22 protein-coding genes are annotated in these 22491 nt (G+C 65.2%); 2 read left to right on the forward strand and 20 right to left on the reverse strand.

What is annotated here, in order from left to right; genetic code table 11:
- Positions 1 to 39: 39 nt before the first annotated feature.
- From prfB to VJ307_03370, 7 genes are read right to left on the reverse strand one after another with little or no spacing between them, the layout of a single operon-like run.
- Positions 40 to 1125 carry a peptide chain release factor 2 gene (gene prfB / locus VJ307_03340; GenBank protein HJX73166.1) on the reverse strand — a complete coding sequence of 362 codons (1086 nt, stop codon included), beginning with the start codon at positions 1123 to 1125 and terminating at the stop codon, positions 40 to 42.
- The gene (gene lnt / locus VJ307_03345) at positions 1122 to 2732 is read right to left on the reverse strand and encodes an apolipoprotein N-acyltransferase (protein HJX73167.1); all 1611 of its coding nucleotides are present in this window, start codon (positions 2730 to 2732) and stop codon (positions 1122 to 1124) included. Before lnt ends, prfB begins: the two co-directional genes overlap by 4 nt.
- Positions 2729 to 3202 carry an rRNA maturation RNase YbeY gene (gene ybeY, locus VJ307_03350; protein HJX73168.1) on the reverse strand — a complete coding sequence of 158 codons (474 nt, stop codon included), beginning with the start codon at positions 3200 to 3202 and terminating at the stop codon, positions 2729 to 2731. Before ybeY ends, lnt begins: the two co-directional genes overlap by 4 nt.
- A complete protein-coding gene (locus VJ307_03355) occupies positions 3199 to 4617 on the reverse strand; it encodes an HDIG domain-containing protein (GenBank protein ID HJX73169.1) in 1419 nt (472 codons plus the stop codon). Before VJ307_03355 ends, ybeY begins: the two co-directional genes overlap by 4 nt.
- A 58-nt stretch (positions 4618 to 4675) precedes the next feature.
- Positions 4676 to 5653, reverse strand: a complete 978-nt coding sequence (locus VJ307_03360) for a PhoH family protein (GenBank protein ID HJX73170.1) — start codon at positions 5651 to 5653, stop codon at positions 4676 to 4678.
- Between the two features lie 19 nt (positions 5654 to 5672).
- On the reverse strand, positions 5673 to 6563 hold the full coding sequence (locus VJ307_03365; protein HJX73171.1) for a DUF4388 domain-containing protein: 891 nt from the start codon (positions 6561 to 6563) through the stop codon (positions 5673 to 5675).
- A gap of 3 nt (positions 6564 to 6566) precedes the next feature.
- Positions 6567 to 8432: a tetratricopeptide repeat protein gene (locus VJ307_03370; protein HJX73172.1), complete on the reverse strand. Its 1866-nt coding sequence runs from the start codon at positions 8430 to 8432 to the stop codon at positions 6567 to 6569.
- Between the two features lie 84 nt (positions 8433 to 8516).
- Here VJ307_03370 and mazG point away from each other — a divergent pair, with 84 nt between their 5' ends.
- On the forward strand, positions 8517 to 9290 hold the full coding sequence (gene mazG, locus VJ307_03375) for a nucleoside triphosphate pyrophosphohydrolase (protein HJX73173.1): 774 nt from the start codon (positions 8517 to 8519) through the stop codon (positions 9288 to 9290).
- A gap of 146 nt (positions 9291 to 9436) precedes the next feature.
- The gene (gene rpsT / locus VJ307_03380) at positions 9437 to 9712 is read left to right on the forward strand and encodes a 30S ribosomal protein S20 (protein ID HJX73174.1); all 276 of its coding nucleotides are present in this window, start codon (positions 9437 to 9439) and stop codon (positions 9710 to 9712) included.
- A 151-nt stretch (positions 9713 to 9863) separates the two neighbouring features.
- On the opposite strand, the gene VJ307_03385 is transcribed toward rpsT, so the two are convergent.
- From VJ307_03385 to fabF, 13 genes are all read right to left on the reverse strand, one after another.
- Positions 9864 to 10814: a hypothetical protein gene (locus VJ307_03385; GenBank protein HJX73175.1), complete on the reverse strand. Its 951-nt coding sequence runs from the start codon at positions 10812 to 10814 to the stop codon at positions 9864 to 9866.
- The gene (locus VJ307_03390; GenBank protein ID HJX73176.1) at positions 10811 to 11377 is read right to left on the reverse strand and encodes an LptE family protein; all 567 of its coding nucleotides are present in this window, start codon (positions 11375 to 11377) and stop codon (positions 10811 to 10813) included. The genes VJ307_03385 and VJ307_03390 overlap by 4 nt, the downstream gene beginning before the upstream one ends.
- Before the next feature lie 248 nt (positions 11378 to 11625).
- A complete protein-coding gene (gene leuS / locus VJ307_03395) occupies positions 11626 to 14199 on the reverse strand; it encodes a leucine--tRNA ligase (protein ID HJX73177.1) in 2574 nt (857 codons plus the stop codon).
- On the reverse strand, positions 14196 to 14657 hold the full coding sequence (gene nusB / locus VJ307_03400; protein ID HJX73178.1) for a transcription antitermination factor NusB: 462 nt from the start codon (positions 14655 to 14657) through the stop codon (positions 14196 to 14198). The genes leuS and nusB overlap by 4 nt, the downstream gene beginning before the upstream one ends.
- 142 nt (positions 14658 to 14799) lie before the next feature.
- Positions 14800 to 15261: a 6,7-dimethyl-8-ribityllumazine synthase gene (ribE, locus tag VJ307_03405; GenBank protein HJX73179.1), complete on the reverse strand. Its 462-nt coding sequence runs from the start codon at positions 15259 to 15261 to the stop codon at positions 14800 to 14802.
- Between the two features lie 10 nt (positions 15262 to 15271).
- On the reverse strand, positions 15272 to 16501 hold the full coding sequence (locus tag VJ307_03410; protein HJX73180.1) for a bifunctional 3,4-dihydroxy-2-butanone-4-phosphate synthase/GTP cyclohydrolase II: 1230 nt from the start codon (positions 16499 to 16501) through the stop codon (positions 15272 to 15274).
- Complete coding sequence (locus tag VJ307_03415) at positions 16494 to 17129, reverse strand: riboflavin synthase (GenBank protein ID HJX73181.1); 636 nt, start codon at positions 17127 to 17129, stop codon at positions 16494 to 16496. Before VJ307_03415 ends, VJ307_03410 begins: the two co-directional genes overlap by 8 nt.
- Positions 17130 to 17135: 6 nt before the next feature.
- Complete coding sequence (gene ribD, locus VJ307_03420; protein HJX73182.1) at positions 17136 to 18230, reverse strand: bifunctional diaminohydroxyphosphoribosylaminopyrimidine deaminase/5-amino-6-(5-phosphoribosylamino)uracil reductase RibD; 1095 nt, start codon at positions 18228 to 18230, stop codon at positions 17136 to 17138.
- A 282-nt stretch (positions 18231 to 18512) separates the two neighbouring features.
- On the reverse strand, positions 18513 to 18989 hold the full coding sequence (nrdR, locus tag VJ307_03425) for a transcriptional regulator NrdR (GenBank protein ID HJX73183.1): 477 nt from the start codon (positions 18987 to 18989) through the stop codon (positions 18513 to 18515).
- Positions 18986 to 19456, reverse strand: a complete 471-nt coding sequence (locus tag VJ307_03430; GenBank protein ID HJX73184.1) for a cytidine/deoxycytidylate deaminase family protein — start codon at positions 19454 to 19456, stop codon at positions 18986 to 18988. Before VJ307_03430 ends, nrdR begins: the two co-directional genes overlap by 4 nt.
- Before the next feature lie 4 nt (positions 19457 to 19460).
- Positions 19461 to 20723 (reverse strand): serine hydroxymethyltransferase, encoded by a 1263-nt coding sequence (gene glyA / locus VJ307_03435; GenBank protein ID HJX73185.1) that lies wholly within the window; start codon positions 20721 to 20723, stop codon positions 19461 to 19463.
- 12 nt (positions 20724 to 20735) lie between these two features.
- A complete protein-coding gene (rpiB, locus tag VJ307_03440; protein HJX73186.1) occupies positions 20736 to 21209 on the reverse strand; it encodes a ribose 5-phosphate isomerase B in 474 nt (157 codons plus the stop codon).
- A gap of 4 nt (positions 21210 to 21213) precedes the next feature.
- Positions 21214 to 22452 carry a beta-ketoacyl-ACP synthase II gene (gene fabF, locus VJ307_03445; protein HJX73187.1) on the reverse strand — a complete coding sequence of 413 codons (1239 nt, stop codon included), beginning with the start codon at positions 22450 to 22452 and terminating at the stop codon, positions 21214 to 21216.
- Positions 22453 to 22491 lie beyond the last annotated feature (39 nt).

Raw genomic sequence — 22491 nt, forward strand, 5'->3', positions numbered from 1 at the left:
AGACTGCCGTCCCGCCCGGCACGCTTGCGCATTGCCCGGTTATGCGGACCGTTGCTCCCCTTCCGCACTCGCGGAAAGAAGGTATTTCCGGATGAGTTCCATGATGTCGCCGTCGAGGACGGCGTCCACGTTTCCCGTTTCGTGCCCCGTCCGGTGGTCCTTCACCATGCGGTACGGGGCAAGGACGTACGACCGGATCTGGGACCCCCAGGCGATGTCTTTCTTGGTCTTGTGCGCTTCCGCGGCCTTTTCCGCCCTCTGGCGCATTTCGAGCTCGTACAGTTTCGACCGGAGGATCTTCATCGCCATGGCCCGGTTCTTGTGCTGGGACCGCTCCTGCTGGCACAACACCGTGACCCCGCTCGGCTCGTGGGTGATCCGGACCGCGGACTCGACCTTGTTCACGTGCTGCCCCCCCGCCCCTCCCGACCGGAGGGTGTCGACTTTCAGGTCCGAATCGTTGATCTGGATCTGGACGTCGTCGTCGATCTCGGGAGAGACGAAGACCGAGGCGAACGACGTGTGGCGCCGCTTGTTCGCGTCGAACGGGGAGATGCGCACGAGCCGGTGCACGCCGCTTTCCGCCTTCAGGTATCCGTACGGGTGGTCACCGGACACGAGGAATGTCACGCTCTTGATCCCGGCCTCCTCCCCCTCCTGCCGCTCGACCATTTCGACCTCGAACCCGCTCCGGTCGGCGAATCGGGTGTACATCCGGAGAAGCATCTCCGCCCAGTCCTGGGACTCCGTTCCCCCGGCGCCGGCATGGATCGTCATGATGGCGTTCCGGTCGTCGCTCTCCCCGCCGAGCATCCGTTCCATCTCCAGATCGTCGAGGCGGTCCGCCAAGGAACGGGCATGTTCCTCGATCTCGGCGGCGAGGGAGTCATCCTCCGACTCGTCGGCCAGCTCGAGGTATGCGCGGAGGTCCTCCAGGGTGTTTGCAATCTCGGTCCATTTCGCGAGGAATGTCTCGAGAACTTTCCGCTCCTTCAGGAAAGACTCCGCCTTTTCGGGGGAATCCCAGAATCCTTCCCTGGCCGCGGCTTCCTCGAGTTCGTTCAGGCGGGCCCTCTTGCGGTCTACCTCAAAGGTAGCCCCTGAGATCGTTGACGCGAGACTCAAGCACGGCGGTCTTTTCTGCCAGGACTCCTACGGCCATCGGTTTCTCTCCCGGGAATGATCAGGATTAAAAAAGCTATTATAGTACATGAAATTGCGAATAGATCCCCCGTTTTCGCGTATGTCGTCTCTTCCCTTCGCGGGTGGATTTGCGCCACCAGCGTCCCTTTGCGGAAAAGCCCCAGCCGGGCCACCACCTCCCCCCTCTCGTCGATCACCGCGCTTACGCCCGAGTTCGCGGCGCGCACCATCGGCCTTCGGAACTCGACCGTCCTCATCCTCGCCATGGCGAGGTGCTGATGGGGGGCGACCGTGTCCCCGAACCAGGCGTCGTTGGTGACGTTCACCAGCCACCGGGCGCCCTCCCGGACGCTATCCCGGATGATTTCCGGGAAGACCGCCTCGTAGCAGACGGAGGCCCCGACGGGTTCCCCCCGCACGGTGAACAAGGCCGGCCCGACCCCGGCGGAAAAATCCTCCTCCCCCGCCGTCAGTTTCCGGAGGAAGAAGAGAAGGCGCTTGAGAGGAATGTATTCCCCGAACGGAACGAGATGCCTCTTGTCGTACCGACCGTTGGCGATCCCTCTTTCATCAAGGTGGAACACGCTGTTGTAATACTTTCCCCCCGCGGAGGGGTCGAACCAGGGAGCGCCGAAGATGATCGGTATCCGGTTCTCCATCGCCGCGGCATCCACCACTGCGCTCATCTCCGGTTCCCATCCGTAGAAAAACGGCGCGGCCGTCTCCGGCCAAACGACCACCTCGGCGCCCTTTTCCCTCGCCTCCTTTGTCAGGTCCCCGTATATTGCAAGCGTCTTCTTCTGGTGCGAGGGGGACCACTTGACCGACTGATCGATCCCCCCCTGTGCAATCCCGACCCGGACGGTCTCCCCGTTCGATTCCGCATCCTCCGGCCCCTTTCCCGAGGCGCCGTACGCGAAGAGAAACGCGGCGACCGCGGCCGCGCCGGCGAGATGCACGAGAACTCCCCTGCGTTTCCCGCGGGCAGCCTCCGCCCCTGCCCGGTACAGACATACGTTCGCCGTCGCCAGGAGGAATCCCAGTCCGTAGACGCCCGCCAGGTCGGCTGCCTGGCGGAGGAAGGAATGGCCGGAGAGACTGTACCCCAAAAGAAGCCAGGGGAACCCGGTGAACAGGACGGCCCTCAGGTACTCGACGCACACCCATGCCGCGGGAAACACCCATAGACCTGCGATGCCGAAGCGTCTGCGAAGCCGGTGGGCAATCGCCGCGGCGACGGATACGTAGACCCCGAGATAGGCCGAGACCAGCAGGGCGGAAAGCGACCCCAGAGCCCATCCCAGATTCCCTTGCACGGCCACCGTGTAGGCGATCCAATACATGAGGAGCAGATTGCCGAGGGTGCCCGCGACAAACCCCCTGCGCGCGGCCTGGCGGGCGTTACCGGAGGAGGTGGACAGGATCAGGAGCGGCACGAGGCACGCAAACGGAAGCCCCGGAACGTCGTATCCGGGCATCCCCAGCGCGTACAGGGCGGCGAAGGCTGCGCAGAGTGCCGCCGTTCCGGAAAACGCGGCCACCGGAAAAGGGAAGTCGAACGCGTCGCCCCCGGAAAATTCGCCCTTCAAATGGGGCTTCTCCCCTCTTTCAGGCAGGAGCGGTACACGCGGATTTCCTCCCTGCGCATCCTGGCCGCCTCGACCCTTCCCTTTTCGTGATCGTGCCCCAAAAGGTGCGCCACTCCGTGGACGATGAAGAAGAAGACCCTCTCCTCCTTCGAGCATGGCCAGTCGCTGGTCTGCGAGAGGCAGGCGGGCGCGGAAAGGAGGATGTCCCCCGCGACCCGGGAAGAAGGCCCTTGCCCGGCGTCTTCCTCGGGAAACGAGATTACGTTCGTCGTCCCCGGCCGTCCGAGGAATTCCCGGTTCCAACGCTCCATCTCCTCGTCCCCCACCACGAGGATCCTCAAGTTCGCCCCGGACAGATGCAGGAAACGGAGGGACCGCCGGACAAGGGCGCGGAGAACCTCGCCGCGAAAGGGGGCCGGCCGGATGTGCTGCCGGATGCTGATCCGGTACCTTTGCGCCCCCCGGCTCACGGTCTCCCGCTCGCGGGGGTTTTCGGATATTCGACGCGGGTGTGGGAAACGGCGGAAAGGACCCTGCTGAAGGATGTTCCGACCGCATGGAGGTCGCGCAGCGTCATGTCGCACTCGTTGAGCTGTCCGTCGAGGTAGGCCCGGTTCACGATGCGGGTCACCGTCTCCTCGATCTCCTCGGGGGAAGGGTTCCGGAGGCTCCGGCTGGCGGCTTCGGCGGCATCCGCGAGCATGATGATGGCGGCCTCGCGCGTTCTGGGCCGGGGACCCGGGTAGCGGAAACTCTCCTCGGACGCCTTCCGCTCCCGGATCATGGGCTGCGCCTTGTCCAGGAAAAAGTAGAGGAGACTGGTGCCGTGGTGCTGGGAGATGATCTCGGCGATTCGCTCCCCGAGCCGGTGCTCGTTGGCGAGGCGGACCCCCTCCTTTACGTGGTTGAGGATGACGAGCCGGCTCATTCCCGGGGTGAGAGTATCGTGAATATTCCCCGCGCCGACCTGGTTTTCGGAGAAATATTCGGGCTTCGCGATCTTCCCCACGTCGTGAAACAACGCCGCCACCCGGCACAGGAGGGGGTTGGCGCCGATCGCCTCGGCGCCCGCCTCGGCGAGGGTCCCCACCACGACGCTGTGGTGGAACGTCCCGGGAGCCTCGATCATGAGGCGCCGCAGGAGGGGATGCCCGGTGCTCCCCAGTTCCATGAGACGGATGTCGCTCGTGTATCCGAAGGCGTATTCGGCCACCGGGAGGATGGCGAGGGCGATCGGGCCGGCGACCAGCCCGCTCACAACCCCGAAGATCCCCGCCCATACGATTCCGGATTCCCCGTAAAAGGCGAACTCGAGCGAGACGGCGGCAAGGGCGCACACGGCGGAAGTGAGGACCCCCGCCCAGAGCATCCGGTATCGGTCCGGAATCCGCCCCGACCGGGAGGCCCCCGCCGTCCCGGCGAGGAGCAGAAAGAGGAGGGTCGACCACCTCCCCTGGGCGGCGGCGGCGGAAAGCACGGAAGCGGCGACCGTGAACAGGATCGCCACCTCCGAATTCAGGAGGACCCGGACCACCATGGCGAAGGCGGGCAACGGGATGAGGTAGACGTAGAGGTGCGACGGGAAGGCTCCTCCCCAGGCGGAAAAACCGGCGGGAAGAACATCCATCACCGTTTTCGCGAGGAAGAAAAGGGCCAGCGCCAGCGAGCAAAGGAAAAGGAAATCCCTCGCGGCCAGCCGAACCTTCCGGACCTCCCGCCCCGCGAACCCGAACCATTCCGTCAGAAAGAGGGCGACCGCCAGGGTCAGGGCCACCGCACCGACGAAGGGGAACATCTTCCCGTACCGCCCGGCCGCGCGGGGAAGCAGCTCCTCCCCCCACAGGTAGAAGAGGACAACGAACACCGCCGCGGAGAACAGCCCCAACGCCCCCTCTTTCAGCGAGCGGTCCCTCCGCGTCCCCGGAGCGGGATCGGGGGGACGGTTACTCCGGGACCCTTTTTTCGTATCGTTCATAGGCCTTGATGATCTCCTGCACGATCGGGTGCCTGACCACATCGATCTCGGTGAACCAGCAGAACCGGATCCCCTCCATTTCCTTGAGGATCGAGAGCGCCTCGTTCAACCCGGAGATGCGCCCCGACGGGAGGTCCGTCTGGGTGATGTCCCCCGTGATCACCGCCTTGGAGCCGAACCCGATCCGGGTCAGGAACATCTTCATCTGCTCGGACGTGGTGTTCTGCGCCTCGTCGAGGATCACGAAGGAGTCGTTGAGCGTCCTCCCCCGCATGAACGCCAGGGGGGCGACCTCGATGACGCCCCGCTCCATCATCTTGGCCGCCTGCTCGTATTCGAGCATCGTGTACAGGGCGTCGTGAAGCGGCCGGAGATAGGGATTGACCTTCTCCGCCATGTCCCCCGGGAGGAAGCCGAGTTTCTCCCCCGCCTCGACCGCCGGGCGGGCGAGGACGATCCGTTTGACCTCTTTTCGCAGGAGAAAACCGACCGCCATCGCCATGGCGAGAAAGGTCTTGCCCGTTCCGGCGGGCCCGATTCCGAAGACGATGTCGCAATCGCGCATGGCGTCGAGGTACTTCTTCTGCGCGACGCTCTTGGGCGTGATGATCTTGTTGCGGGAGGACTTGAACACCACGTCCTCGAAAACGCTCGCCACCTCGGCGTGCCGGTCCGAACGGACGATCTTCACCGCGGCCACGACATCGTTGGACGTGATGGGAATCCCCTTGCGGAGGACGCGGTACAGGCCCGTGAGGACCTTCACGGAAATCTCCACCGAGAGCGGGTCGCCGGCCAGGGTCAGCACGTTCCCCTTCGGGAGGATCGTGACACCGAGGAACTTTTCCACGATTTTCAGATGGTCGTCCTGGCTCCCGAACAGGTCCGCGAGGACCGCGGGGTCGTCGAAACGGACCGTCTCTTCCCTCCGCTTACCCGTCTCCATCCGTCTTCCCGCCTTTCCGTTAACGGTAGAACTCCGCCCAGCCTGCGAGGAGGTGCCTCGCCGGGGGGGACAAAAGGATCCTGTACACCCAGAATCCCGCCACGATCGCCGCAAGCGACCATATCGCCGCCCGGACGCAGCCGATCGAGAATCTGCGCGCCATGTCCTCCCGGACGGCACGCCCCGTGTCCTGGGTCTCCGAGTCCACCGGGGAGATCTCCACCAGCCCCCGGTCCCAGAGCCCCCACAACGCCTTCAGCCCCTCGTGCCAGGTGAGGCAGGCTTTCCGGAACACCTGGTACGGGTCGGAGGAGAAATAGACCGCCCCCCAGACCTCCCTTTCCTGGGGGGGGAGAGCCATCGGATCGATCTTCACGCCCCACTTTCGGACGACCTTGAACCTTTCGGGTGGAAATTTCTCGCGAATCCAGGCATATTCATCCAGAAACTGCATCCCTTCCATGAGCAATCTATCCCCGTGGATGGGAGTGGCCATCCAGGCGGGGGGTCGCACCGAAAAGACCTCGAACCGGTAATCTCCTTCCTTGATCCGCAGCGAGAAGTAGAGACTGTCCTTGACCTGCAGGTAGAGGTACTGGGCGAGCTTCTCCCGGGAGATCTTTCCCTTCTCCACCAGGATCTCCCCGATCTTTTTTTTCCCCTTCTCCTGGATGGAAAGAATCCGGCGGAGCTCCTCCGCGGTCAGGTACCCGGCGTCCACCAGCATGTTCCCGATCAGGGTGGATGGGGCCTTCTGCCGGTCGGGCTGGACGTCTACGATCATTCCGTTCGAAAAAAGAAAGATCGTCTCCCTATCGTCCCCCCGGATCGTGAGGGCCCCGCTCTTTTGCTGGCTGGTCACCAGCTGGAAAATTTCCGGGATGCCGAAGTCGGCGATCTTTCCCTGCACGCCTTACCCTCTTTTTCCGCTGATCTTCAGTGTTTGCTGCATCCTTCCGAACGACCGGATCCCCCATGCCGCCCCGACGATCCACAGGACCCCCGTGACGAGGAAGGCCCACCGGGCGACGATCGACTCGAGATCGGAGAGGATGTCCCCTGTCCCCCGGGCGCCGATGGACACCGATACCGCTGCCAGGGACAGGCATAGAAGCACGACGTACAGCATCGTCCACCCCTCCTTCCCGGACCACAATCCCCCGGAGCCGGGCACCACGACCGAACCCGCCCTGACGGTGTTCCGATGCATCCGGATCCCCTGGATTCTCCGTTCCTTCTCCTCCCCCTCCCGGATCCCCCACCCGACCTGCATCCGGCACATGTTGCAGAAATCGGAGGCTTCCCGGATCCCCACGATGAGGGTTCGGGTGCCGCAACCCCGGCAGGCGGTATGGACCCACACCCGGAGGGAAAAAAACTTCCAGATCACCGAGGTAAGCCAGACGGCGAAGAGAAAGAGGAGAGCGACGCCGGGCGAAAGCGGGCGGAAGAACATCCGGTAAACCTCCCCCTCGCCCGCCTCCCGATAGAGATCATGCCCCCGTTGCAAGGTCGCCCAGACAAGCTCGTCCACGGGAAGGGGGGAGCCCACCCATTCCCCGGCCTCCATGTCGGAGGGTCGGAAACGGAAGGGAGAGAGCTTCTGCACCCGGTCCCATGCCAGCGGCTGGATCATCCGCGCGCGCTCAAAATTGAACAGCTGGAGGTACCCCTGATAGACGTTCCACAGGGCCGCTCCCTCTCCGGGCCGCTTCACGAACGCGGCCTCGAAGTCGGAAAGGGCCGCCCTCATCCTTCCCTGTTTCGCCCTGGTGATCCCCCTGTTGTTTCTCGCCTCGGGAAGATCCTGTCCCGCCTCGATGAGTTCCGTCCAGAGCCGCTCCGCGCCCGCGTGATCTCCCGCCTGCATCTTCGCGCGCGCCCGGGAAAACAGGACCAGCCAGGAGGGCGCCGCCCCGTTCCCCTGCGCTACCCCTTCCCCGGATTCCGAAGGCCACGTGCGGGAGATCGATCCGTCGACCCCTAAATACCCTTCCCCCGGCGCATCGCCCGCCACCCTGCTTGCGAGATGCAGCATGCTTCCCCCGAAGAAAATCCCCACGATGAGGAGGATCGCGATCGCCATCAGCATCAGTTCCCCCCGGCGAAGATACGCAACCGAAAGCACCATCCAGTAGCACGCCACGACCGCGAGCCCGAACCCTGCGAACAGGGGCAGAAGAAAAAGAACGGCGACCGCCAGGGGGGACAGGTAGTCCCGATAGGGAAGCCGCAAGACCCTCGGGATGTCCAATTCCAGGGAGGGACGCGCCCGGAGGAAGAGGGCGATCGAGGTCCACACCACGAACCAGCATGCGGCCGCCAATGCAAAGGAGACGAGCCAGACGGCATACCCCAGCCGGGCCGGGCCGAACCGCCGAACCGCCCCCGACAAATCCGCGAGGTCGGGGAAGAGGTCCGAAAACCGCAGGCCGCGAATATCCTCCATGACCATCCAGGCCCACATCGTGGCCGAAAGAGGGGAAATCTCCGCGATGAGCCGGAATGCGGGTCCCAGCCCGTTCTTCCATCCTTCCCGGTCCGCCCGGCGGAAGACGAGTTCCGGGATGGCGTTGACGGACAGGATGCCATGGGAGTACATTTTCTTCCGGAGCCCCCGGACCTCGATTGCCAGCTCCTCCTCCTTGCCCGGGCCCGCTGCCTCCACCACGCGAAGGGCCTGCGCCCGCACCTCGGGGGCGTACCCGGGAAAAAGATCGTCCGCCCCGCTACGCACCGGAAACCCCAGGAGGAAGACGAGGAAAAAGAAAAGGATCATCGCAGGAGAGGACCGGACACGGCCGCTGGGAACCTCGATCATCATAAACATTGCATGTTATCATTCCTCAAAGGAAAATTCGATATGGGCAATTTCTCGTCCCTTGTGCAGATCATGGCGCGGCTTCGGGGGGAAGGCGGCTGCGAATGGGATCGGGCCCAGACGCAAGCCACCCTTCGCCCGTACCTCCTCGAGGAGGCTCACGAGGTCGTGGACGCCATCTCCCGGAAGGACCCGGCGCTTCTGTGCGAGGAACTGGGGGACCTCCTCCTTCAGATCCTCTTCCACGCCCAGATCGCCAGCGAGAAGGGGGAGTTCACCATCGCCGACGTGATCGAATCGATCTCGCAGAAGATGGTGCGGAGGCACCCGCACGTCTTCTCCGATGCCAGTGCGGCAACACCGGAAGCGGTTTCCCTTCAGTGGGAACATATCAAGAAAACAAAGGAAAACCGGAATCATGCCTCCCGCATCGGGGGCGTCCCCGAGAGTTTCCCCTCCCTTCTCCGGGCAGCCAAGATCACGAAAAAGGCGGCTCGAGCTGGATTCGACTGGGAAAACACCGGCCAGGTCGAAAAAAAGGTCGGGGAGGAGATCGAGGAGCTCAAAGAAGCGATTGCCGCGGGAGACCCCGAGGAGATGGAGCACGAGTTGGGGGACACGTTCTTCGCGCTGGTCAACCTTGCCCGGTTCCTCAATGTCAACCCGGAGGTCGCCATGGCCGCGGCCAACAAGCGGTTCGAGCGCCGGTTCGAAGCGATGGAAAAAATCGCCGAGGAATCAGGCCGTTCCATCGAGCAGACGGATCCGTCCACGCTCGACCTGTTTTGGGAAAAAGCGAAAAAGATGACGAAGTGACCGATTCCCCCCTCTCACCACGAACGATTCGCGCCCGTTCGCTCGTCGCGGCCTTCCCTGTCCCTTCTTTTCCTTTGACATTTCTTCCCTCTACGCATTAGATTGCTGGTTTACCGCATTTTTCCAGTTCTCTCAGGAGGAACCTTTTGGCCAAGACCAAGTCCGCGATCAAGCGGCACAAGCAGAGTTTGAAACGACGGACGAGGAACCGGCACATCCGCTCCTCGGTGAAGACCGCCATCAAGGAAGTACGATCCACCCTCGAAAGCAAGGGCGTCGAGGAGGCGGCGAAGGTCCTCTCGAAGGCATCTTCCGCCATTTCCCGGGCCGGCTCGAAGGGCGTCCTGCACAGGAAGAACGTCGCCCGGAAAGTGGCCAGGCTTTCCAGGGCGATCCACAAGGCGGCCGCGGGCGGCAAGTAATCCCTTCCGATGTGCGGGGACACTCCTCAACGCTGGGGGGTAATTGCGTCGAGCGGAATCGGCAGCGAGCGGGCGGAGGTCGCGAGCGTAGCTGAGAGGAAGCCCCCGCAAGCCAGGGTCCCCGGGAAGAGAAACGCCGAAGGATCCCTCCTCAGGCAAGTAGCTTCAGAAGCTGGATCTCGAAAACCTGCTCGGGGGTGAGGCCGCTCCCCCCTTTGAGGCCCCGGTCGATCCGCGACAACGCCTGAAGGATCTCCGCTCCTCGCTCGGCCGTGAACGGCCCGCCCCTTCCCTCCGGCCGCATCCCCTTTCCCCGCGATGCGGCTGCGGCCAACCTTCTCCGGACCGACCAGGCGATCGCCCCGACCAGCGCGTGGTAATCGGCGGATTCGGCGGACGCGGAAAACCGGCGGAACTTTTCGATGCACCCCTTCCGGTTCCGGGACATCAGGTCGTCCGCCAGCCGGAACGGGTCCACCGATCCTCCCGGGACGCACACCGCACGGATCTCCTCCTCGCCGATCTCGCCGCGCGACGCGGCAAAGGAAAGAAGCTTCCCCAGTTCCGCCCGGAACCGGGGGAAATCGGCACCGATCCACCGCGCCAGGAAAACGGCGGCTTCCCCGGAAAGGGTTTTTCCTCCCTCGGCCGCCCGTGCCACGGCGAACTCCGCCAGAGCGGCAACCACATCCTCCTCGCCGGGGGAGGCAGACCGTATGCCGCCCACGGAGGAGAACCCGGTCATCGCCTTGCGCTCGGAACAGGGGACCACGAGCAAAACGTCAGGGTCGGGGGACGCAAGGTAGGACAATATCTCCTTGCGGGGCGCCTGCTTCCAGTCCCCCGCGTCGGGGAGGAGAAAGACGCGCCACCGGACGAAGAAGGAGGGGGATCGCCAGACGGCTGCGGGAGACTCTTTTTCCAGGTCCGTGGCGCTCCAGTGGATGAGTTCCGCCGTTTCCCCTTCCTTGCGGAACCGGGACACGAGTCCTTCCGCCAGCATCTCCGCGAGCCTCGCCCCCTCCCCCCCCAGGACGTATGCGGGGACCGGCTTGCCCGAAGCCCAGGAACGGAACAGGGAGGAAAGGGAACCCGCGCTCACAGGATCACCTTCAGGGTCTGGCCGATTTTCCGACCGATGCGACGGCAGACTTCCTCAAACGCCATCCGGCGGTTGGACTCCGTGTACTGGAAGTCGGGACCGGCGAAGTAGGATGCCGCATCGGAAAGCCCATCCTCCTTCCAGAGAAGCCGTCCCCCTTTGACCTCGACCACGCGGATGTCCACGATGATCGTCATGCGGTACTCGAGGGCAAACTGGTCCGTCCCGTGCGAGGACACATCCTCGCGGATTTCCCGCACCGTCCCCTCGATGAGATAGTCCGCCATGCTCCGCTCGTACGTTCCCCGGAATCCGTTCCGCTGCATCTCCTCCCGCAGTTTCGACGCGAGGAACGCACCGGCGTCCGGGACGAACGACTCGTTCAGGAAGGGACGCAGGTCCACCCGGATCCCGGGATCGGTAAATCGGGAGCCCGGGCTTCCCTGGAGGGTGTAGCCGCACGCGGGGAGAAAAACGGCTAGGAAAAGGAGGAGGCCGCGGAACGCCGAGCGGCCGGGCGGAAGGAGCGGCCCCCTCCGCAAGGACGCCCGGACGGATCGCATGCGCCTAATGCAGCGTCTAGTAAATGGCTTGACGCATCGATCCGCCGCCGGGATCGCCCGGGACAGGCGGCCATTCCGCGCACAGGGCGCAGCGGGGGGTTCCTCAACGCGGCCTGTGGAGCGAGGGAGGAATTGCGTCGAGCGAAACCGGCAGCGAGCGGGCGCAAGGTCGCGAGCGTAGCGGAGAGGAAGCCCCCCGCAAGCCCGTGCGTCGGACTCTGTGGTCGATGTATTTACGAGACGCAACACTAGAGGACGATGCTCACGAGTTTCTTGGGAACGTATACCATCTTCCGGATCGTATGCCCCGCCGTGTATTCCCGCACGCGGGGATCGGCCATGACCATCGAACGGATCTCCTCCTCGGTCGCCTCGGCGTCCACGGTGATCCGCGACCTGAGCTTCCCGTTGATCTGCACGACCACCAGGATCTCCTCCGCCCGCGCCACTTCCCGGTCGACCTGCGGCCATGGCATTGCGCACGCCAGCCCGCCCTTCCCGATCCCCTCCCAGAGTTCCTCGCTCAGATGGGGCGCGAAGGGGGAGAGCATGAGGAGAAGCGTCTCTACCGCCTCCGCAAGCGCAGGGGCCGTCCCCGGGGACTTCCAGGCGGAGTCTTCGACCAGGTACAGGAAGTTGACCATCTCCATGATCGCGGAAATCGCCGTGTTGAAGTGATACCGCTCCTCCACATCCCCGGTCACCTTCTTGAGGGTCATGTGGGTCATCCTGCGGATCCGCCGGGTCTCGGGCGAATCTTCCCACGTCCCCCCGGCCCGGGAGAGTTCCTCGTACCGCGGGACGATCAGGCGGAACACCCGCCCGAGGAACCGGAACGCCCCCTCGACCCCCTGCTCGCTCCAGTCGAGGTCTTTTTCGGGGGGCGACGCGAACAGGGAGAACAGCCTCGCCGTGTCCGCGCCGTACCGTTCGATGAGGAGGGAGGGCTCCACGACGTTGCGCTTCGACTTCGACATCTTCATCGAGCGCCCGACCGCCACCACATCACCGCACTGCCGGCATTTCCCCTCCCCGTCGACTTCCTCCGGATACCGCCACCCGTGCTTGGGGCACTCCATCGTCTGCATGCACACCATCCCCTGGGACAGGAGCCGGCGGAACGGCTCGTTCCCGGGGGCGAGCCCGCGGTCCCGGAGGTATTTGTGGAAGAACCGGGCGTAGATGAGGTGCATGCAGGCATGCTCCACCCCGCCGATGTACTGGTCCACGGGCATCCAGTCGCGCATCTTCTTCGGGTCGAGCGGCTCCTTGTCGTTCTTCGGGTCGATGTACCGGAGGAAATACCAGCTCGACTCGAAGAAGGTGTCGAAGGTGTCCGTCTCCCGCCTGGCCGGGCTGCCGCACGACGGGCAGTCGACCCGGATCCATTCCTCGGCGCCGCTCAGCGGGTTCCCTTTCTCCCGGGTGTAAGGCAGGTCTTCGGGAAGAACCACCGGAAGATCCCGGGCGGGAACGGGCACGACGCCGCATGCTTCACAGTGGATGACCGGGATGGGGCATCCCCAGTAGCGCTGCCGGCTCACCCCCCAGTCGCGAAGGCGATATTGGACTTTTCCTTTGCCGATCCCCTGCTCCTCGAAATACGCCGTGATCCTTGTCTTCCCCTCCTCGCTCGGCATGCCGCTGAACGTGCCGGAGTGGACCATGCGCCCGGGCCCCTCGTAGGCAGAGGTCATCGTGCCGGGAGACAGCTCCTCCCCGTCGGGCTGGATGACGGCCACGACGGGAAGCCCGTACTTCCTCGCGAACTCGAAATCCCGCTGGTCGTGGGCCGGGACCGCCATCACCGCTCCGGTTCCGTATTCGGCCAGGACGAAATTGGCGGCGTAGATGGGGATTTTGACTCCGGTCAGGGGATTCCGGCAGGTTCCGCCGGTGAAGATCCCCTCCTTTTCCGCCTCCTCGCTGGACCGGACGAGCTTGTCCTGCGTCGCCACCCGATCGACGAACGCGGCCACCTCGACCTCCCTCCCCGCGTTTCGGGCGAACTCGAGGACGAGCGGATGCTCGGGCGCCATGCTCATGAACGTCGCCCCGTAGATCGTGTCGGGGCGCGTGGTGAACACCGTGATCTTACGGTCCCCGTTTTCCAGGGGAAAGTCGATCTCCGCGCCTTCGCTTCGCCCGATCCAGTTCCGCTGCATCTCGAGGACGTTGTCCGGCCACCCCCCCCGGAGCTCCTCGTGTCCGGAGAGAAGCTCCTCCGCGTACTTCGTGGTGGCGAGAAACCACTGGTCGAGCTCCCGTTGGGTAACGCGCTCCTGGTCGTGAATGAAGCAGGTTCCGTCCCGGTTCACCTGCTCGTTGGCAAGGACGGTCTGGCACTCGTCGCACCAGTTGAGCTGCGCCCGCTTCCGGTAGGCGAGCCCGTCGTCGAGCATCCAGAGGAAGAACAGCTGCTCCCATCGGTAGTACTCGGGGGAGCAGGTGGCGAACTCGCGTTCCCAGTCGTAGGAGATCCCGAGCTCGCGAAGCTGTTGCCTCATGAAGCCGATGTTCTCCCACGTCCATTGCGCGGGGTGGGTGCCGTGTCGGTGTGCGGCGTTTTCCGCGGGCAGCCCGAAGGCGTCCCATCCGATCGGGTGCAGGACCTGGAACCCCCGCATCCGTTGGAAGCGCGCGATCAGGTCCCCGATGGTGTACACGCGGACGTGGCCCATGTGGATGCGCCCGGACGGGTAGGGGAACATCTCGAGGCAGTAGAATTTCGGGGCGGTGATCTCGTCCGGGCAGCGGAAGACCCCCTCCTCCTCCCACCGCTTCTGCCACTTCCCCTCGATCGCCTTCGGCTGGTATCTCACGGCACCACCTTTTTCCTCGTGATCTCCGAAACCTTGTCCAGGATCCCGTTGATGAACGCCCCGGACTCCTCGGAGCCGAAGCGCTTGCCGAGATCGACCGCCTCGTTGATCGCCACCACGAACGGGATGTCGCGGGACAGGCAGATCTCGAACACCCCCAGGCGGAGGATGTTCCGGTCGACGAGCGTCATCCTCTCCAGCCGCCAGTGCTCGGCCGCACGGCGGATCAGGCCGTCGATCTCCTCCCGGTTCTCCCACACGCCCCGGACCGTCCCTTGGAAATATTCCTCGTCCGGGGCGGGGGAGGAGACCAGAGCAAAAAGGGGGATGGCCTCGTCCGGGCCAACCCCCAGAAAATCCATCATGAACAGCGTTTGAAAGACCTTCTCCCGAGATTCCCGGCGCAATTCCTCCAAAGCCCCTTGCGTTAGTGCACCGTCTCGCAAATACCTTGGCATTCGAGCGCCGCTGCATCCGCTCCCGCTTCGTTGCGCTTCTTCGCCATACTCAACGGTATGCCTCAGTCGCGCGCCTTGCTGGCGCGGCGCATCGACGCTCTCGGTGCGTCAAGCTATTTACGAGACGGTACACAAGCGTCCGCTACATCTGTCGCAACAGCTTCGCCATCTCGATCGCGGAGAGGGCCGCCTCGAACCCCTTGTTCCCCGCCTTGGTCCCCGCCCTCTCGATCGCCTGTTCCAAGGTATCGGTCGTAAGCACCCCGAAGGAGACCGGGACGCCCGAGTCGAGCGTCACCTGCGCGATCCCTTTTGTGACCTCGGCGCTCAAATAATCGAAGTGGGGGGTCCCTCCGCGGATGAGCGCGCCAAGGGCGATCACCGCGTCGACCTTCCCCGCGGAGGCTCGCCGGACCGCCAGCGGCAGCTCGAAGGAGCCGGGGACTTTCACGAGGGTGATGTCCTTCTCCTGCACCCCGTGCCGGCGCAGGGCATCCAACGCTCCCTCCACCAGGCGGTCGGTGATGAAACCGTTGAACCGCGTGGCCACGATCGCGACTTTCAAGCCCTGACCCTGGAGGTCGCCCTCGATTGTCCGCACCATCTCCCCTCCCTTATTCCACGCTCAGGATGTGCCCCATCTTCTTCTTCTTGGTCTTCAGGTACTTGATGTTCGCGTCGTTCGGCGGGACCTCGACGGCAACCCGCTCGACCACGCGCAGGCCGTACCCCTCGAGTCCGATGATTTTCTTCGGGTTGTTCGTCAGCAGCCGGATTTCCCGGACCCCGAGGTCCACGAGGATCTGGGCGCCCACCCCGTAATCTCGCAGGTCCGGCTTGAATCCGAGGCGCTGGTTCGCCTGGACCGTGTCGAACCCCCGGTCCTGCAGCCGGTAGGCGCGGATCTTGTTTTCCAGCCCGATTCCCCGTCCCTCCTGCCTCATGTAGAGCAGAATCCCCGTTCCTTCGGCCTCGATCCTCTGCAGCGCGTTGCGGAGCTGCTCCCCGCAGTCGCACCGGACCGACCCGAACACGTCGCCCGTCAGGCACTCGGAATGCACGCGGACAAGCACCGGGACGTCCGACCGGATCTCCCCCTTGACCATGGCGATGTGGGTGTCGCCGTTCATCGTGTTCCGGTAGGCGATCGCCGTGAACTCCCCGCCCGACCGGAGGGGCATGCGGGTCTCGCCCACCCGCTTGACCAGCCGCTCGCGGTGCATGCGGTATTCGACAAGGTCCCGGACGGAGGCGATCCGGAGCCCGTGCTCCTCCGCGAACTTCCGAAGGTCGGGCATGCGGGCCATCGAGCCGTCCTCGTTCATGACCTCGCAGATGACGCCCGCCGGGGTGCAGCCGGCGAGACGGGCCAGGTCGACGGACCCCTCGGTCTGCCCCGTCCGCACGAGAACGCCGCCCTTCTTCGCCACGACCGGGAAGACGTGACCCGGGCGGACAACGTCCTCGGGCCGGGCGTTCGGGGCGATCGCCACCCGGATGGTGGTCGCCCGATCGTGCGCCGAAATCCCCGTGGTGACGCCCTTGCGGGCCTCGATGGAAACCGTGAAGGCGGTCCCGAACGGCGAGGAGTTATCCTGCACCATGGGAGGCAGATGGAGCTGCCTCGCCCGCTCCTCCGTGATGCTCAGACAGATGAGCCCCCGGCCGTGGCGGGCCATGAAGTTGATCGTCTCGGGCGTGACGTGCTCGGCCGCAATGGTAAGATCGCCCTCGTTCTCCCGGTCTTCATCGTCGACCAGGACGATCATCTTTCCCGCCCGAATGTCCTCGAGTACCTCCTCGATCTTCGCGAGGGTCATCCCGCCCGCCGCCTTTCTACGCAAACCCTTGTTTTTTGAGGAACTCCAGGGAAATTCCGCTTCCCCGTCCTTCCAGCTGTTTCAGGATATATTTCCCGACGATGTCCGTCTCCACGTTGACCGCGTCCCCGGGGCGCAGCCCCCCCCACGTCGTTTTTCCCAGCGTGAGAGGGATCAGCGCGACTTCGAATCCCTCGGGATGGACGGAACTTACGGTCAGGCTGATTCCGTCCAGGGCCACGGCCCCTTTGAAAACAATGTATTTCATTATAGAGGGATCGGTCCGTATATGGAATACCCGGGATTCGCCCGCGTGCCGTACTTCGCGGACCGTCCCGGTCCCGTCGACGTGCCCGTACACCAGGTGGCCGTCCAGGCGCCCGGAGAGGGAAAGGGCGCGCTCCAGGTTCACCCGCGCCCCGGCCGTGATCGCCCGGAACGTCGTCCGGGAGAGCGTTTCCGCGGAGACATCCGCGAAAAACCGCCCTTTCTCCTTCGCGGTGACCGAAAGACACACCCCGGAGACCGAGAGAGAGTCGCCGACACGGATCTCCTCCAGGGGGAGCCCGGTGGATACGCAAAGGACGACGCCCTTTCCGCGGGGAACCACCGAAACGACCGAGCCGATGTCTTCCACGATGCCGGAGAACATCTCCCCTCACTCGCCAGGGAGGGCGTCCGCGACCAGGACGATGTCGCCGTCGGCCCTCGCCACCTTCGTGATCACCAGACGTCTCCCCTCGTTCACGCGCCGGGCGGCGAACCCGGCGACCGATCGGATCCCTTCGCCGAGAAGGAGCGGAGCGAGGAAAAACACGTACCGGTCCACAGCGCCCGCCTCGACGAGCCACCCTGCCGTTTTGCCTCCCCCCTCCACGAGGAGGGAGGTGATCCCGACGCTTCCCAAAGCGGCAAGAAACGCGTCCGCCCCGATCCGTCCCTTTCTCGCAGGAAGGAGCAGGACCCGGGCGCCGCGTGCCCGGAGGCGGTCCGCATCCTTCCGGGGAACGCCGCGGGGAGCCGCGACGATGACCTCCCCTCCCTCCTCGAAAAACCGCCTGCTTCGGGCGACCCGGTCGAGCCGGGACGTAAGGATGACTCTCTTCGGGTTTCTCCCGCGGGGAACCCTCGCCGTGAGCATCGGGGCGTCCTGGCGAAACGTCCTCCCGCCGACCAGAACGGCATCCGCCTCCGCCCGCATTCTGTGGACCATCTTACGCGCCGCTTCGCCGCTTATCCACCGGGATTCTCCCGAGGAGGCGGCGATCTGGCCGTCCATCGAGACGGCCAGCTTCAACGTGACGAACGGCTTTCCGGATTCCATCCACCGGCAATAGGGCCTATTGAGGGATCTCGCCTCCTCCTCCATCAACCCGCTGACGACGGTCACGCCGGCCTTTCGAAGGGCCCGGAACCCCCTCCCGGCGACGAGCGGGTTCGGATCCCGCATCGCCGCCGCCACCCGTTTCACCCCGGCGGCGATGATCGCGCCGGTGCAGGGGCCGGTTCGTCCCGTGTGGGCGCACGGCTCCAGCGTCACGTACAGGTCCGCATCCCGGGCGGCACTCCCTGCCGCGCGGAGGGCGATCACCTCCGCATGCGGCAACCCGGCCGCCCGATGATACCCCTGCCCCACCACCTTGCCCCCCCGCACCAGGACGGCCCCGACGGCCGGGTTCGGCGAGGTCCTTCCGGCACCCTTGCGCGCGAGGCGGAGGGCCAGCCGCATGAACTCGGGACGAGGGAAGGACATCCGGCGCACCTTTCTACGTGCCGCGTCTCATAAATACGGTATCGTATCGGGCCGATGCCCTAATGCGTTCCCCCTCCCGGTGCCCGGGGCTCGCGGGCGGCTTCCTCTTCGCTGCGATCGCGACCGCCACCTGCACCGGCCGCCGGATGCCCCGGGGTTCGGGGCCCTGACCGGCTGCTCCGCTCGCGGATGCCCCGCTTCGGGGGCGGTCATCGCACCCGTTGCGTCTCTTGGCACCGGAAGCGACGCACACGTACGTTGCCGTATTCATGAAGCATCGCACTAAGGCTTCGGCGGACGTTCGGGAGTCTCCGCGATCAGCGTTTTGATCTCCTCCACGAACTGGCTGATGTCCTTGAACTGGCGGTACACGGAGGCGAACCGCACGTAGGCCACGTCGTCCATCCGGAGCAGCTCGGCCATCACCCGCTCCCCGATCTGCACCGACGACACCTCTTTCTCCCCGGACGCCTGGAACTCCGCCTCCAGCGCGTCCACGACCTGCTCGGTGGCGGCATAGCTCACCGGACGCTTCTCGCACGCCTTCAGGATGCCCGTCATGATCTTCTGGCGGTCGAATGGCTCGCGGCGCCCGTCCCGCTTGACCACGAGAGGAAGCTCCTCCTCGACGCGCTCGTAGGTGGTGAACCGGCGGCGGCAGGAGAGGCACTCCCTCCTTCTCCGGATCACGTCCCCGTCCCTCCCCGCCCGGGAATCGACCACCCGGTTGTCCCCGTGGCCGCACCGGGGGCATTTCAAGGGTCGCCTCCCTCCATCCGCACCAGCTCCACCCCCACCTCGGAAAGCATCTGTTCCGTGAGGGGGTCGCAGTACCCGTCGAGGTAGACCACGCGCCGGACCCCCGAGTTGATCAGCATCTTCGCGCAGATGATGCAGGGAAGATTCGTGCAGTAGAGGACGGCGTCCCGGGTGGAAACACCGTGGAGGGCCGCCTGGATGATCGCGTTCTGCTCGGCGTGCAGGCCCCGGCAGAGCTCGTGCCGCTCCCCGGACGGAACGGCGAACTTTTCCCGCAGGCAGCCGGTGACCTCGCAATGGGTGACGCCGGAGGGGACGCCGTTGTAACCGGTGGCCAGCAGGCGCCGGTCCTTCACCAGCACCGCGCCGACCGCCCGGCGGAGGCAGGAGGAGCGGCGCGCGGCGAGCTTCGCCATGTCCATGAAGTAGACGTCCCAGTCCGGCCGGACCCGCGAAGCGGTCTTCATTCCGTTACCTTCCTGCGTAGGCGGCGATCCGCTCCGGGTAGAGGGGGAAGGACTCGCAGAGGTCGCGCACCTCCGCGGCGACCCGTTTCTCCATCTGCGCGTCCCCCGGTGCGGAGAGAACATCCGCGATGATGTCCCCGATTCTCGCCATCTCCTTTTCTCCCATCCCCCTCGTGGTGACCCCCGGCGTCCCGAGGCGGATCCCGCTGGTGATGAAGGGGCTCCGCGTCTCGAAGGGGATGGTGTTCTTGTTGACGGTGATCATCACCCGGTCGAGGGCCTCCTGGGCGTCCTTGCCCGTCAGGGGGGTGTCCGTAAGGTTCACGAGCATCAGGTGGTTGTCCGTCCCTCCGGAGACGAGCCGGAGCCCCCGGTTCGCGAGCGTCGCCGCCAGCGCCTTCGCGTTCCGGACGATCCGGGCCTGGTACTCCCGCCACTCGGGGGTCATGGCCTCTTGGAACGCGACGGCCTTTGCCGCGATGACGTGCATGAGCGGGCCGCCCTGGATCCCGGGGAAGATCGAGGAGTTGAGCTTCTTCGCCATCTCCGCCCGGCACAGGATCATCCCCGCCCGCGGGCCCCGGAGCGTCTTGTGGGTCGTCGTGGTCACAAATTCGCAGTACGGGACGGGGTTGGGGTGCAGCCCGGCCGCGACGAGGCCCGCGACGTGGGCGATGTCCGCCATCACCATGCATCCCGCCTCGTCCGCGATCTTCCGGAAGGGTTCGAAGTCGATGATCCGGGGGTAGGCGGACGCCCCCACGACGATCAGCTTCGGTCGGTGCGCGAGCGCCAGGTCGCGTACCTGGTCGAAATCGATCGTCTCCGTGTCGGGACGGACGCCGTACGCGACCACCTGGAACAGCTTCCCGGAGAAATTGACCGGGCTTCCGTGGGTCAGGTGCCCCCCATGGGAGAGGTTCATCCCGAGGATCGTGTCCCCCGGGTTCATCACCGCCAGGTACACGGCCATGTTCGCCTGGGACCCCGAATGGGGCTGGACGTTCGCGTGCTCGGCGCCGAAAAGCTTCTTCGCCCGTTCGATCGCCAGTTCCTCCGCCTGGTCTACGAACTCGCAGCCCCCGTAATACCGTTTCCCGGGATACCCTTCGGCGTACTTGTTCGTGAGCACGGAGCCCGTCGCCTCGAGCACGGCCTCGCTCACGAAGTTCTCCGAGGGGATCAACTCGAGCCCGAAGGCCTGGCGTTCGGTCTCCTTGCGGATCACCTCGTAGATCTCCGGGTCGACGGTTCGTAAGGAAGACATGCTTCCGCTCCTCTACGGGGCCTGTTGCCCCGGTCGGTTCTCGATCCGGCGGATCTTCTCCAGCCGGACGGCATGACGGCCTCCCTCGAACGGTTCGGCCAGGAAGACCTTGAGCCGGGACGCGGCCTCGTCGGCCCTCATCGTTCGGGCCCCGAAGACCGCGACGTTGGCGTCGTTGTGCAGCCGGGCGTGCCGCGCCGCGAACTCGTCATACAGGAGAGCGGCCCGGACGCCGGGGAACCGGTTCGCCGCGATCGACATCCCGATGCCGGTCCCGCAGACGAGGACCCCGAACCGGGCCTCCCCCCGGGAAACGCGTCCCGCCACCGCCTCCGCATACTCGGGGTAATCCACGGGATCGGCCGTCTCCGGGCCCAGGTCCTCGACCCGGTATCCCCATGCGAGAAGCTCGTCCCGGATCCTCCTTCGCATTTCCACCCCGGCGTGGTCCGACGCCAGGACGATGAGAGGGCGTTCCCCCGTCACCGGATCATCCCGTGAAAGCCCCGAACAGCAGGCACGAGTTCGTTCCCCCGAAGCCGAACGAGTTGGAGAGGGCGTACCGGACCTCCGCCCGGCGCGCCTCGTTGGGCACGTAGTCCAGGTCGCATTCGGGGTCGGGCATCTCGTAGTTGATCGTCGGGGGAACGACCCCGTCGTGGATCGACAGGACGGAGAAGACCCCCTCGATGGCTCCGGCCGCGCCGAGGAGATGTCCGGTCATCGACTTCGTGGAGCTCACCATCATTTGATACGCGTGGTCCCCGAACACGGTCTTGATCGCCATGGTTTCGAACATGTCGTTGTAGGGCGTGGACGTCCCGTGGGCGTTGATGATATCGACCTCCGCGGGATTCACCCGCGCATCGGAGACCGCCGCCTGCATGCAGCGCGCGGCACCTTCCCCGCCCGGCGCGGGCGCCGTGATATGGTGCGCGTCGCCCGATGCGCCGTAGCCGCACAGCTCCGCGTAGATTTTCGCTCCCCGCTTTCTGGCGAACTCGAGCTCCTCGAGGATGAGGATCGCCGCCCCCTCCCCCATGACGAACCCGTCCCGGTCCTTGTCGAAAGGCCTCGATGCGCCCGTGGGGTCGTCGTTGCGCGTGGAGAGGGCCTTCATCGCGCAGAATCCCCCCAATGCCATGGGAGTGATGGTCGCCTCGGTTCCCCCTGCGATTACCGCGTCACAGACGCCTCGGCGGATCGCCAGCAACGCTTCCCCGATCGCGTGGCTGGACGCGGCGCACGCGGTGGTCGTCGTGATGTTCGGCCCCTTCGCGCCGTACCGGATCGCGATGTGCCCGGGGGCGAGATTGGAGATGAGCATGGGGATGAAGAACGGGCTGATCTTGCGAACCCCCTCCTCGAGATAGGCCTGGTGGTATCGCTCCAGCGTCGAGAGGCCCCCCAGGCCGCTGCCCATGTACACACCGACGCGCGGCGCCAGCTTCTCGTCGATCGTCAACCCGGAGTCGCTCATCGCGAATTGGGCGGAAGCCATGGCCAGATGGATGAAAGGGTCCATCCGTTTGACCTCTTTCTTATCGACATAGTCCTCGGGCGCGAACTCCTTGACCTCGGCTGCGATCGTGGTGGGAAAACCCGACGGGTCGAACTTCGTGATCCGCCCCACCCCCGATTTGCCCGCGAGGATCGCCTCCCAGGTGGGTCCCACGCCGACTCCCAGCGGCGTGACGGCCCCCAGCCCCGTGACTACCACCCTCCGCATCCGTACCTCCCGGTAACCGGTCGCGGCGCCTCGCGCGGG

It is taken from the genome of Candidatus Deferrimicrobiaceae bacterium (assembly GCA_035256765.1).
Classification (GTDB): Bacteria; Desulfobacterota; Deferrimicrobia; order Deferrimicrobiales; family Deferrimicrobiaceae; genus CSP1-8.